General features: G+C 47.9%; 10 protein-coding genes. 9 read left to right on the top strand and 1 reads right to left on the bottom strand.

Features of this window, described 5'->3' with window-relative positions:
* The first annotated feature begins 31 nt into the window (after positions 1-31).
* The 7 genes from dnaE (at position 32) to NSQ39_RS14175 (ending at position 10,440) form a co-directional block, all read left to right on the top strand.
* A complete protein-coding gene (gene dnaE / locus NSQ39_RS14205) occupies positions 32-3,376 on the top strand; it encodes a DNA polymerase III subunit alpha (RefSeq protein ID WP_175076801.1) in 3,345 nt (1,114 codons plus the stop codon).
* Positions 3,377-3,518: 142 nt separating this feature from the next.
* Positions 3,519-4,754 (top strand): NAD(P)-dependent malic enzyme, encoded by a 1,236-nt coding sequence (locus tag NSQ39_RS14200; protein ID WP_175076800.1) that lies wholly within the window; start codon positions 3,519-3,521, stop codon positions 4,752-4,754.
* 372 nt (positions 4,755-5,126) lie between these two features.
* Positions 5,127-6,002, top strand: coding sequence for an acetyl-CoA carboxylase, carboxyltransferase subunit beta (gene accD, locus NSQ39_RS14195; protein WP_175076799.1), 876 nt, complete (start codon positions 5,127-5,129; stop codon positions 6,000-6,002).
* A complete protein-coding gene (gene accA / locus NSQ39_RS14190) occupies positions 5,987-6,964 on the top strand; it encodes an acetyl-CoA carboxylase carboxyl transferase subunit alpha (RefSeq protein WP_046129663.1) in 978 nt (325 codons plus the stop codon). The genes accD and accA overlap by 16 nt, the downstream gene beginning before the upstream one ends.
* Before the next feature lie 238 nt (positions 6,965-7,202).
* A complete protein-coding gene (pfkA, locus tag NSQ39_RS14185; protein WP_046129662.1) occupies positions 7,203-8,162 on the top strand; it encodes a 6-phosphofructokinase in 960 nt (319 codons plus the stop codon).
* A gap of 26 nt (positions 8,163-8,188) precedes the next feature.
* Positions 8,189-9,946 carry a pyruvate kinase gene (gene pyk, locus NSQ39_RS14180; protein ID WP_046129661.1) on the top strand — a complete coding sequence of 586 codons (1,758 nt, stop codon included), beginning with the start codon at positions 8,189-8,191 and terminating at the stop codon, positions 9,944-9,946.
* A gap of 107 nt (positions 9,947-10,053) precedes the next feature.
* Positions 10,054-10,440, top strand: coding sequence for an FxsA family protein (locus tag NSQ39_RS14175; protein ID WP_046129660.1), 387 nt, complete (start codon positions 10,054-10,056; stop codon positions 10,438-10,440).
* A 36-nt stretch (positions 10,441-10,476) separates the two neighbouring features.
* Here NSQ39_RS14175 and ytvI read toward each other — a convergent pair whose 3' ends face one another.
* The gene (gene ytvI / locus NSQ39_RS14170) at positions 10,477-11,592 is read right to left on the bottom strand and encodes a sporulation integral membrane protein YtvI (protein ID WP_175076798.1); all 1,116 of its coding nucleotides are present in this window, start codon (positions 11,590-11,592) and stop codon (positions 10,477-10,479) included.
* A 99-nt stretch (positions 11,593-11,691) separates the two neighbouring features.
* Between ytvI and NSQ39_RS14165 the strand changes: the two genes are divergently transcribed.
* Positions 11,692-12,156, top strand: a complete 465-nt coding sequence (locus NSQ39_RS14165) for a DUF441 domain-containing protein (RefSeq protein WP_048353875.1) — start codon at positions 11,692-11,694, stop codon at positions 12,154-12,156.
* A gap of 416 nt (positions 12,157-12,572) precedes the next feature.
* Positions 12,573-13,691: a citrate synthase gene (gene citZ, locus NSQ39_RS14160; RefSeq protein ID WP_175076797.1), complete on the top strand. Its 1,119-nt coding sequence runs from the start codon at positions 12,573-12,575 to the stop codon at positions 13,689-13,691.
* Positions 13,692-13,716 lie beyond the last annotated feature (25 nt).

The raw sequence follows: 13,716 nt of genomic DNA, 5'->3' as shown, positions 1-13,716 counted from the left end.
GGAGATTGCTCGAAAAGGAAGGGGTGACAGAATGCCTTTTGTTCACCTGCAAGTACATAGCGGCTACAGTTTATTAAGCAGCGCCGCCTCTGTGGAGGATCTCGCTGCCAAGGCCGAAGCGCTCGGATACGGCGCGATGGCCCTGACGGACGATGAGGTCATGTACGGGGCGGTTGAGTTTTATAAAGCATGCAAAAAACGCGGGATTAAGCCGATCATCGGGCTGACCGCTTCAGTTCTTACAGATGAAAAAGAACAGCTTGCATATCCGCTCGTTCTTTTGGCTAAGACGAATAAAGGATATCAAAATCTGCTGAAGATCAGCAGCGTGCTGCAGTCAAAATCAAAATCAGGCATAAAAGAAAAATGGCTGAAAAGCTATCATGAGGATATTATCGCGCTCACAACTGGCGAAACGGGTTATATTGAAACGCTGTTAAAAGGCGGGGAGACCGAAAAGGCAAAAGAAGCCGCACTCCGGTATCAAGCGATTTTCGGCGAGGAGCACTTCTATTTGTCCTACCAGCCGTATAAGGCCGATCCGCTTCTTTCCGAGCGCATCCTGGAGCTTTCGCAGGAGGCGGGAATTCCAATTGCTGCCACCGGAGATGTGCGATACATCGAAAAAGAGGATGTTACGGCTTACACCTGCTTAAAAGCGATTAAAGCTGGGGAGAAACTCGGGGAATCGGTTGAGGATCAAGGCGATCTGCACCTTGATCTGAAGCCTGCCTGTGAAATGCTGGATATTTACCGGAATCACCCGGATGCGCTCGAGAATACCGTCAAGATCGCAAATCGGTGCCACGTCGATTTAAGCCTCGGCCAGACGCGTCTTCCGAAGTATCCGGCTCCCGGCGGCAAACACGCGGATGAATTTTTAGCAGAGCTTTGTTTTGAAGGACTTTCCAAGCGGTTTGTCTCGCCTTCCCGTAAATACGTCGAAAGGCTCGAATACGAGCTTTCCGTCATTAAAGACATGGCGTTCAGCGACTACTTCCTCATCGTCTGGGACTTTATGAAATTCGCACACGAAAACGGCATCATCACCGGCCCGGGCCGCGGATCTGCGGCAGGGTCTCTTGTCGCCTATACGCTGTTTATTACAGATGTCGATCCGATCAGGCACAAGCTTCTGTTTGAACGCTTTTTAAATCCGGAGCGGGTCACGATGCCCGATATTGACATCGATTTTCCGGATACGAGAAGGGATGAAGTCATTCAGTATGTGAAAAATAAATACGGCGCTATGCACGTCGCCCAGATCATTACATTCGGGACACTGGCCGCAAAAGCAGCGCTCAGGGATGCAGGAAGGGTGATGGGCATCAGCCCGAAAGAAGCCGACCAGCTGGCAAAGCTGATTCCGTCAAAGCCGGGCGTGACCTTGAAAGAGGCGAAAGAGCTATCTCCTGAACTCGCAAGGCGACTTAATGAATCAAGGCGGCTGCAGGACATATTTCAAACGGCCCAGAAAATCGAAGGTTTGCCCCGGCACACTTCCATTCATGCGGCAGGCGTCGTATTGAGCGAGGAGCCGCTCACCAATATCGTACCGATACAGGAAGGTCATGACGGGGTGTATTTAACGCAATATTCAATGGGCCACCTCGAAGATCTGGGCCTTCTCAAAATGGATTTTCTCGGCCTCCGCAATTTGACGCTGATCGAGTCAATCAAATCGCTGATCGAAAAAAAAGAGCGGATCACGATCGATTTCTCCGCTATCCCGTATGATGATGAACAAACATTTCAGCTTTTATCAGCGGGCGACACCACAGGCATCTTTCAGCTCGAATCCGCCGGAATGAGAAATGTGTTAAAGCGTCTCAAACCGAACAGCCTCGAGGACATCGTCGCCGTCAACGCCCTGTACCGGCCCGGCCCGATGGAAAATATCCCGCTGTTTATCAGCAGAAAGCACGGTCAGGCGCCTGTTTTCTATCCGCACGAAGATCTTGAGGACATTTTAAAAGATACGTACGGCGTCATCGTCTATCAGGAACAAATTATGATGATTGCCTCAAAAATGGCAGGCTTCAGATTGGGGGAAGCCGACCTTTTGCGGCGGGCCGTCGGCAAAAAAAACAAGGAAATTCTCGATACAGAGAGAAATCATTTTATAGATGGATGCCTGAAGAAAGGATATTCCGTTAAATCGGCAAATGAGGTATATGATCTGATCGTCAAATTTGCCAATTACGGCTTCAACCGCAGCCATGCGGTCGCCTACAGCATGATCGGCTACCAGCTCGCTTATTTGAAGGCCCATTTTCCCCTGTACTTTATGTGCGGCCTTTTGACGAGTGCAATCGGCAATGAGGAAAAGCTCGCCGAGTACATCTATGAAGCAAAGGGTAAAGGGCTTCGCGTTCTGGGGCCTTCGATCAATAAAAGCGGCTACCCGTTCACTGTTGAAAACGGAGCGCTCCGCTACAGCTTAAGGGCCGTGAAAGGCGTCGGAATATCGGCCGTAAAAGAAATATACAGGGCGAGAAAGGAAAAGCCGTTTGCGGACCTGTTTGACTTTAGCGTCAGGACGTCTGCAAAAAGCGTCAACCGCAAGACGATAGAGGCTCTCATATTTGCCGGAGCGATGGATGAATTCGGGGAAAACCGCGCCACCCTGCTCGCTTCCGTAGACATCGCTCTGGAGCATGCCGAGTTGTTTGCGGGGGACAGTGAGCAGCTTGGATTTTTTCTCGATGAAGCGCTGACCATCAAACCGAAATATGCGAAAACGGAAGAGATGCCGCTCGTCGATCTGCTTGCCCGCGAAAAAGAGACGCTCGGCATTTACTTTTCAGACCATCCGCTGACCGTCCACCGCACCATGCTGGACCATGCTGGCGCCCTTCCGATCATTCAGCTGACCGGAAACAGCCGGACGAAAGCCGCTCTCGGCGCTCTTGTAACAAAGATGAAAACGATACGGACGAAAACGGGGCAAACGATGGCATTTCTCGAATTAAGCGATGAAAGCGGGGAGATGGAAGCGGTCGTGTTTCCCGAACAGTTCAGACGGCTTTCTCCGATATTGGAAGAAGGGGTCACGCTTTACGCCGAAGGGCGGCTTGAAACAAGGAACGAAAAACGCCAGCTTATCATCGCCAGGGCTTCTCTCCTTGAGGCGCTGCATACGGAGAAAAAGCCTGCTGTTTATATCAAGGTTGAAGAACATCAGCATTCCCAGGAGATCCTTGAAAAAATCAGCGCGATTTTACGTGAGCACAAAGGGGATACACAGGTCTGCATCTATTACGAAAAGAAAAAGCAAACGATGAAGCTTCCCGAAGGCTATAATATAAAAGCTGATCACGCCGTGCTGTACCGCCTGAAAAGCGTCGTCGGAGAAAAAAATGTCGTACTGCGGTAACAATTTCGTGAGCATTTAGGATTAAAAAAGTCATGAAGTGTGTTATCATTTTTAAGATTCTATTGTTCGTCCAAAAAGAATCTTACAGCAGTATACGAAGCAAAATTTTAGGCAAAATTCCCTTGAAGGAGTGTTTGTTAACATGTCATTGAAAGAAAAAGCGCTGCACATGCATAAAGTCAACCAGGGTAAACTGGAGTCAAAATCAAAAGTTCAGGTTCGAAATGCGGAAGACTTAAGCCTCGCTTATTCTCCAGGCGTCGCCGAGCCTTGTAAAGCAATCTATGATGATAACAGTAAAGTATACGATTATACAATGAAGGGAAACATGGTAGCAGTTGTATCCGACGGAACGGCTGTACTCGGCCTCGGAAATATCGGCCCAGAAGCTGCGCTTCCCGTTATGGAAGGTAAAGCGGTTCTTTTTAAAAGCTTTGCAGGCGTAGATGCTTTCCCGATCTGTCTCAATACAACGGACGTTGATCAAATCGTTGAAACCGTAAAGCTTCTTGAGCCGACTTTCGGCGGGGTCAATCTGGAGGACATTGCAGCACCGAACTGCTTTGTCATCGAAGAACGCCTGAAAAAAGAAACGAAAATCCCGGTTTTCCATGATGATCAGCACGGAACAGCGATCGTTACAGTCGCAGGGCTTGTAAACGCCTTGAAGCTGTCAGGAAAATCAATGTCTTCCGTCAAAGTGGTAGCAAACGGCGCCGGTGCGGCCGGAATCGCAATCATCAAGCTTCTGTATCATTTCGGCGTCCGCGACATCATCATGTGCGACACGAAAGGCGCGATTTACGAAGGCCGTCCGAACGGCATGAACGCCGTCAAAGCCGAAGTGGCGAAATACACAAACAAAAACAGAATAGAAGGATCGCTTCAGGACGTGATTAAAGGAGCGGATGTCTTTATCGGCGTTTCCGTCGAAGGCGCCCTGACAAAAGAAATGGTTGAAAGCATGGCAGACCAGCCAATCATTTTCGCCATGGCAAATCCAAATCCGGAAATCATGCCGGACGAAGCGCATGCAGCAGGAGCCAGCGTTGTAGGAACCGGACGTTCGGACTTCCCGAACCAGGTGAACAATGTACTCGCATTCCCGGGCATTTTCCGCGGAGCGCTTGACGTAAGGGCGACACACATTAACGAAGAAATGAAAATTGCCGCCGTCGAAGCGATCGCATCGCTTGTTTCTGACGAAGAGCTGCGCCCGGAATACGTCATTCCGGCTCCGTTTGATCCGAGAGTCGCCCCTGCCGTTGCCAAAGCGGTTGCGAAAGCAGCTATGGAAACGGGTGTGGCAAGGATTGACGTAGACCCTGAGGAAGTCGCTGAAAAAACAAGAAAACTCGCGATTATCGAAGAAAAATAACACACCGCCATTTGCTTTTATCAGCGCGTGATCACTCGGAACTTTCCTCGAGTTGTCACGCGCTGTTTCTTGAATAAATTGATTGATTTTTTCCTCTTTTTGGACACGCTCCTGAGGGAAATCAGCTCTTGAAAAAATTTTTTTCGGCCAAGCTGTTCCGGACATTTGTATCCGCTCTCAAGGCTTATATATCAGTTTGTCGGTCCAAAAGCTCATAAACGCGGGCTGCGCCATAGCCGATTAAAAATTGTCGAATTGAGGATGACACCGTTTGACAAAAAAAGTACAATAGTTTCGGTATAGTGATGTTCTAGTCTAAGAGTTAGGACAGGCATGTATTGAGGAAACCCTTCAGAAAAGGGAGGTAATCTTTTGTTAAAGGATATATTCAGCAAAAAGAAGAAAAAATACGCTTCCGTTCCCGCGGAGAAAGCGAAACAGGACGTACCTGAAGGCATTATGACGAAATGCCCTGATTGCAAAAAAATCATGCTCACAAAAGAGCTGGATAAAAACTTAAGGGTCTGCATGAACTGCGGCCACCATTTAAAAATGAACGCGAAGCAGCGCTTCAAAAGCCTGCTTGATGACCAGTCCTTTGAAGAATTCAATCAGGACATGGTGTCTGAAAATCCGCTGGGATTTCCGGGATACTTGGAAAAGCTGGAAAAAGACCGGGAGAAGACCTCTTTAAATGAGGCGGTTGTCACCGGAAAAGGCACGATCGACGGGGCCCCTGCTGTCGTTGCCGTGATGGATTCGTCATTCAGGATGGGGAGCATGGGGTCTGTCGTAGGCGAAAAAATTACGCTGGCGATTGAAAAAGCGAGGGAAGAGAAAATCCCTTTCATCATTTTTACCGCTTCCGGCGGCGCGAGAATGCAGGAAGGCCTTCTCAGCTTGATGCAGATGGCGAAAACAAGCTCGGCCTTAAAGCTGTTCAGCGAAGAAGGCGGCTTGATCATTTCCGTCATGACGCATCCGACAACCGGCGGCGTTTCGGCAAGTTTTGCATCCCTTGGCGATTACAACCTTGCCGAACCGGGCGCCCTGATCGGCTTTGCCGGCAGAAGGATCATCGAGCAGACCATTCGCGAAGAGCTGCCTGAGGATTTTCAAACCGCGGAATTTTTGCTCAAGCATGGTCAGCTTGATGCCGTCGTTCACAGAGCCGACATGAAAAAAACGCTCGGCAGCATTTTAAATATGCATCAAACTGGAGGTGATCTCGAGTGGCTGGAGAATTAGAATTTGAAAAACCGGTAATCGAACTGCGTGAAAAGATTGCCGAACTGAGAAAATTCACGCAGGATTCAGATATGGATTTAAGCTCTGAAATAACAAAGCTTGAAGCACGTCTTGAAAAACTTGAAGAAGATATTTACACAAATCTGAAGGCATGGGACAGGGTGCAGATCGCAAGGCATCCGAACCGTCCGACAACGCTTGACTATATAGAACATCTCTTTACCGATTTCTTCGAATGCCACGGAGATCGTTATTTCGGTGATGATGAAGCGATTGTAGGCGGTATCGCCAAGTTTCGCGGCCTGCCCGTGACGGTGATCGGCCACCAGCGCGGCAAGGATACAAAAGAGAACATCCGACGCAATTTCGGCATGCCGCATCCTGAAGGATACCGGAAAGCGCTCAGGCTCATGAAGCAGGCTGACAAGTTTAACAGGCCGATCATCTGCTTTATTGATACGAAGGGTGCCTATCCGGGCAAAGCTGCTGAAGAAAGGGGACAAAGCGAAGCCATTGCGAAAAACCTTTTTGAAATGGCCGGACTTTCCGTACCCGTCATCTCGATCGTCATCGGTGAGGGTGGCAGCGGGGGAGCGCTTGCTCTCGGCGTAGCGAACCGTTTATTTATGCTGGAAAACTCCACATATTCGGTGATTTCTCCGGAAGGAGCGGCAGCGATTTTGTGGAAGGATTCAGGACTTGCGAAAAAAGCGGCTGAAACGATGAAAATCACGGCTCCGGACCTGAAAGAATTAGATATTATTGATCATGTTATAAAAGAAGTGAGAGGCGGAGCGCACCGCGATGTGAAGCAGCAGGCAGCATATATTGACGAGACGTTAAAGCAGGCCCTTCAATCGCTGATGAAGCTGGATAAAAACGAGCTCATCCAGCAGAGATACGAGAAATACAAATCAATTGGAAAAATTTCGACTGAAAGCCAATATGTTGGGATAAAATAAATAAACGTGAGGCCTTTTGGCTCACGTTTATTTTTTGTGTGCAGCATAGAAAGTGAAAGGATTGTGTCATTACCTCGAATTTTCCATGAGTTTATTTAAAATTTATTTAAAAACTTTTTGTTTAATTGTATAATAAATAAGGTTTACAAGGGACTCGGGCAAATTTGCATCCCTTTTCATTGTTTTTGCGGCAATGAACATGGTAAGGTAATTTATATATGTTTTCGAGGTGAAAAAGATGAAGCGAATCGGAGTATTGACAAGCGGCGGGGACTCCCCGGGAATGAATGCGGCTGTTCGGGCGGTTGTCAGAAAAGCGATCTATCATAACGTAGAGGTTTACGGAATTTATAATGGGTATTCAGGTCTAATCAGCGGAAAGATAGAAAAGCTGGAAATCGGTTCAGTCGGTGATATCATCCACCGCGGGGGAACGATGCTTTATACGGCAAGGTGTCCTGAGTTTAAAACTGTTGAAGGACGGGAAAAAGGAATAGAGAATTTAAAAAAATACGGGATAGAAGGATTAGTTGTCATCGGAGGCGACGGTTCATATATGGGTGCCAAAAAGTTGACCGAGCACGGCTTTCCTTGTGTGGGCGTGCCGGGAACGATCGACAATGACATTCCGGGAACCGATTTGACGATCGGCTTTGATACGGCATTGAATACCGTTATTGATGCGATTGACAAGATCAGAGATACAGCAACATCCCATGAACGTACATATGTGATTGAAGTAATGGGCCGTCATGCAGGAGATATCGCTCTGTGGTCAGGATTGGCCGGAGGAGCGGAATCCATTCTGATCCCTGAAGCAGATTACGATATGGATGAAATCCTTGCCAGACTGCAAAGAGGACACGAACGCGGCAAGAAACACAGCATCATCATCGTTGCCGAAGGCGTCGGCAGCGGAGTTGAATTCGGAAAACGAATTGAAGAAGCCACTAATCTCGAAACTAGAGTATCAGTGCTTGGTCACATTCAGCGCGGAGGTTCGCCGACAGCTGCTGACCGCGTATTGGCAAGCCGGCTCGGTGCATTTGCAGTTGAGCTGCTGCTCGAAGGAAAAGGCGGCCGCTGCGTCGGTATTCAAAATAACGAACTTGTGCATCATGATATTATCGAGATTCTTGATGAAAAGCACACCGTTGATCAAAGCATGTACCGGCTGTCTCAAGAACTGTCAATCTAGTGTATAACCCGAGGAGGAAGTAGCAAATGAGAAAGACGAAAATAGTTTGTACGATTGGCCCGGCCAGTGAAAGCGTTGAAAAGCTTACCCAGCTGATGGAAGCGGGAATGAACGTAGCGCGCCTTAACTTTTCCCACGGAGATTTTGAAGAACACGGCGCAAGGATTAAAAATATCCGTGAAGCAGCAAGCAAGCTTGGAAAAGATATCGGGATTCTTCTTGATACAAAAGGGCCGGAAATCCGTACGCATACAATGGAAAACGGCGCAATCGAGCTTGTCACAGGCTCCGAACTGATCGTTTCAATGGATGAAGTCATCGGAACGGCCGAAAAAATTTCAGTGACGTATGAAGGTTTGGTTCATGACGTTTCCAAGGGTTCGACGATTTTGCTTGATGACGGACTGATCGGCCTTGAAGTTCTGGAGGTGAACGCAGACAAGCGCGAAATCTTGACGAAAGTGCTGAACAGCGGAACATTAAAAAATAAAAAAGGCGTCAACGTGCCGGGTGTCAGCGTCAACCTTCCGGGAATTACGGAAAAAGACGCGAAGGATATCGTGTTCGGCATTGAACAGGGCGTTGATTTTATCGCCGCATCCTTTGTGCGCCGTCCGTCCGACGTTCTTGAAATCCGCGAATTGCTGGAAGAGCACAATGCGGCGGATATTCAAATCATTCCAAAAATCGAAAATCAGGAAGGCGTCGATAACATTGACCGCATCCTTGAAGTGTCAGACGGCCTGATGGTTGCGCGCGGAGATTTAGGCGTTGAGATCCCTGCGGAAGAGGTTCCGCTCGTTCAAAAAGAGCTGATTAAAAAATGCAACGCGCTCGGCAAGCCTGTTATTACGGCTACGCAGATGCTTGACAGCATGCAGCGCAATCCGCGCCCGACGCGGGCCGAAGCAAGCGATGTTGCGAATGCGATTTTTGACGGAACTGACGCGATCATGCTTTCCGGGGAAACCGCAGCCGGAAACTATCCGGTTGAAGCCGTTCAAACGATGCACAATATTGCATCCCGTTCTGAACAGGCGCTCAACCATAAAAAAATCCTGTCTGCGAGAAGCAAGCAGGTAGGCATGTCGATTACGGACGCCATCGGACAGTCTGTTGCACATACGGCAATCAATTTGGACGTTTCTGCGATCGTGGCGCCGACCGAAAGCGGCCATACGGCGAGAATGATCTCCAAATACCGTCCAAAAGCGCCGATTGTAGCGGTTACGGTCAATGACTCCGTATCGAGAAAGCTGTCCCTTGTATTCGGCGTTTTCGCAAAAAGCGGACAAAATCACAGCACAACGGACGAAATGCTCGAAAATGCCGTGCAGAAGTCGCTTGACAGCGGCATCGTTCACCACGGCGATTTGATCGTTATTACGGCCGGCGCTGTCGGTGAAGCTGGTACAACGAACTTGATGAAAGTGTATGTTGTCGGCGATGTGATCGCAAAAGGCCAGGGGATCGGACGCAAATCAGCATACGGAGAAGTGGTCACGGCTCAGAATGCGAATGAAGCGGCCGAAAAAATGAAAGAGGGCGCTGTTTTGGTCACGAAAAGCACTGACCGCGATATGATGGCTTCCCTTGAAAAAGCGTCTGCCCTGATTACTGAAGAAGGCGGGTTGACAAGCCATGCGGCAGTCGTAGGCTTAAGCCTCGGCATCCCTGTCATCGTCGGATTAGAAAACGCGACTTCGATTTTGACAGATGGCGACGACATTACGGTCGACTCTGCCCGCGGAGCGGTGTACAGAGGACACGCAAGCGTGCTTTAATCGCATATACTGGAAAGAAGGGGAATCATATTTCCCTTCTTTTTTTACACGGTAGAAAGGACTTTAGTCCGGCCGTTCTGTTCCTTACAGAATTTGAGGTGAAAACGATGAAGTTTTTCCTGTTGTTTCTCATTATTTTTCCGGCATGTGAAATCGGTCTGTTCCTATTGTCCGCAAAATCGATCGGCGTTTTGCCGACCGTGCTGCTGATCATTTTGACGGGTTTTCTCGGTGCGGCTCTCGCTAAAAAACAGGGCATAGAGATTTACCATAAAGTCCAGCGTGATCTGCAATACGGGAAGATGCCGGGTGATGCGATGTTAGACGGGCTGTGCATTTTTGTCGGCGGCATGCTGCTTTTGCTTCCCGGGTTTTTATCCGACATGATCGGCTTGTTGCTCCTGCTTCCGCTGACGCGCAATCGGCTAAAACCGTTTTTATCACGCAGGCTGAAAAAAATGTCTGAAGGAAGACGGATAAAAATTATTAAATAATGTATAGCGGCAGCCTGCTGTATAGCGGATTGTCGTTTATTTTTGGCTTCCTTTAATAAAAAACCAGATTTCCTTGAATATACCTGTTGTAAAGAGGGCCTGAATCAGAACGAAAAGAGCGGGCCCCATGATCAATCCGAGAAAACCAAACAGCTTGATGCCGGCAAAAAGGGCGATCAATACGCCCAAAGGATGAATTCCGATCGACCTGCTCAATATTTTAGGCTCGGCAAGCTGCCTGAATGTCAGGACAACGATATACAAAACGCCGATGCCGATGGCAAGCGGAAGCTGCTTCGTGATCACCAAATATAAAATCCAGGGGACAAATACCGATCCTGCTCCTAAATACGGAAGAAGATCGACAAGCCCGATAAAAAAAGCAATCGCCACAGCGTGATTGATGTTCAGTATGATAAGGCCGATCAGGACGAGGAGCATCGTGATCGAAACGAGCAAAGCTTGAGCTTTCAAAAAGCCGGCCACCGCTTTTTTTAGTTCGGCATAAACCGCCATTCCCCCTCTGATCAGACGGCCAGGCAAAACCGTCTGCACCCATTTTTTCAATTTGTGCAAATCCTTGCTGATGAAAAAGGTGGCAAGGAGCGAAAAAATCAGCACGGCCGCCATGTTCGGCAAAAAGGCGAAAAAGAGCGGGACCATTTCTAAAATTTTGGAAAGAAATGATGCGGTGCCGGAAGCGAATTCGCTTCCTACATTCTCGATCTGGGCAATGATCGATTCCTGCTGGCCGGCATCCAGTCCGTCAAAAAATGCGGCAAGCTGGTTATAAAGCGGCATAATCTGATCGGTGAAAAAACGCTCGGCATAAAAAGCTGCTTTTTGAAATTGAGCGGGCAGCACTTTGGCCAAATATGCGGCGCCGGAGACAATTTCGGCAACGACGAGTGTCATAAAGCCGGCCCCCGCGGTCAAAAAGCCGACGAGAACGATGCCCACATTAACGCCCCGCGGAAATCCCGTCCATTTTTCCAGCCATTCCACAAAAGGGTTGATGATGATGGCCAGAATAAGAGCGATCACAAAGGGATAGGTTAACGGAAAAGAGTAGTATCCGGCTATTCCGGCCGCTGCCGCCAAGAAAAGCACACAGCATGCCCGGAGCGCAATTGTTACATAGGATTGATTCAATTCTAAAATCCTCCCGCGAAAAAAGCGTGTCCTTTTTTTCATTTTATTCATGAGTCTTGCGATTATGAGACAGGTCATTAAAAAATGGAGATGAAACACATGTTTACACAAGCCAATTTATTTTTGCTTCTTTTGCTGGCGGTCGCTTTAATAGCGAAAAACCAGTCTCTCATATTTGCCGTCGCAGTGCTTTTGGTCATCAAGCTGATCGGGCTCGACCAAAAGCTGTTTCCCGCGATTCAGTCAAAGGGAATCAACTGGGGCGTTACGGTCATTACGATTGCCGTTCTTGTACCGATCGCCACCGGGGAGATCGGGTTTAAGCAGCTCGGAGAAGCGATGAAATCGTATTATGCGTGGATCGCCCTTGGAGCCGGGATTCTCGTTGCATTGATCGCCAAAAACGGCATCACGCTGCTGGCGGACGACCCGCATATCACCACCGCCCTTGTTTTCGGAACGATTTTGGCTGTCGCGTTATTCAAGGGCGTCGCAGTCGGCCCTTTAATCGGGGCGGGCATCGCATACCTTGCTATGCAGATCGTCCAGTATTTTACATCATAGATCCTGAATTTTTTCGACATCCCCTTTGTGAAAAGGGGATGTTTTGTTTCGTCTCTAAAAAAATTTCAGGGCCGTATTTTTTCAAAAAAACATAATTGAATATAAATAAAACGGCTGAAACTACTAAAAATCTGTAAATAGAAGACAGCAATCTCAAAAAATAAGAAAAAAAAACTATAGTTAAACATTTAACAAATGTCTGATAATTGTTATAATATAAATACGCTTAATCTTTATTAAGCATATCGGAGTATTGAATGGTATAAAGACGCACGATTGTTTTATTTGAAAAACAATTAAAATGTAAGCATTTTCTTTTTGGGACAAAGAGGGTGCATACAGTCTGCGTTGTGTTTGCTCCAAGGTTTTGGTTTAATTTTAAAAGGGGAAATTTTTAAAAAAAGGGAGAGATGTATATGACAGCAACACGCGGCCTTGAAGGGGTAGTCGCTACTACGTCATCCGTAAGCTCAATTATTGATGATACTCTTACATACGTAGGGTATAACATCGATGATTTGACAGAAAACGCAAGCTTTGAAGAAATCGTATACCTGCTTTGGCATTTAAAGCTGCCAAACAAAGCCGAGCTTGAAGAACTTAAAAAGCAGCTTTCTGAAAATGCCGGTATCCCCAACGAATTAATTGATCATTTCAAATCCTATTCAAATCGAAAAGTCCATCCGATGGCAGCGATCCGCACAGCCGTTTCTTTATTGGGGCTGTATGACGATGAAGCTGACCAGATGGATGCGGAAGCAAACTACAGAAAAGCGGTTCGCCTGCAAGCCAAGATGCCGACTCTTGTCGCTGCTTTTTCAAGAATCCGCAAAGGGCTTGAGCCAATCGAACCAAATCCTGAACTCGGCGTTGCCGCCAATTTTCTCTACATGCTGAACGGAAAAGAGCCTGCCCCTGTGGAAGTGGAAGCCTTTGATAAAGCATTGATTCTCCATGCGGACCATGAACTGAACGCCTCTACATTTACGGCACGGGTATGCGTGGCTACGCTTTCAGACGTGTATTCCGGAATCACGGCTGCGATCGGAGCCTTGAAAGGCCCGCTTCACGGCGGTGCAAACGAAGGAGTTATGAAAATGCTTACAGAGATTGGCGATGTAGAAAACGTAGATTCCTATATTCATGCCAAGCTCGAAAAGAAAGAAAAGATCATGGGATTCGGCCACCGCGTATACCGTCAGGGCGATCCGCGGGCCAAGCACCTCAAGGAAATGAGCAGACGGCTGACGAATTTAACCGGTGAGAGCAAATGGTTCGACATTTCTGAGCGGACTGAGCAAATTGTCACAACTGAAAAAAAGCTCCCGCCAAACGTAGACTTTTACTCTGCTTCGGTTTATCATAGCTTAGGAATCGACCATGATTTATTCACTCCTATCTTCGCGATCAGCAGGGTGTCAGGCTGGCTGGCGCATATTCTCGAACAGTATGAAAACAACCGTCTGATCCGTCCGCGAGCCGATTATACGGGGCCGGACATGCAGAAGTTCATTCCGATTGAAGAAAGAAGCTGAACGGATGGAGGAAGAGGCTGTCCGC

Origin of the sequence: Bacillus sp. FSL W8-0848, assembly GCF_038007805.1 — a bacterium.
In the GTDB taxonomy this organism is placed as follows: Bacteria; Bacillota; Bacilli; order Bacillales; family Bacillaceae; genus Bacillus; species Bacillus glycinifermentans.
This window is presented reverse-complemented; position numbering and strand designations above follow the sequence as displayed.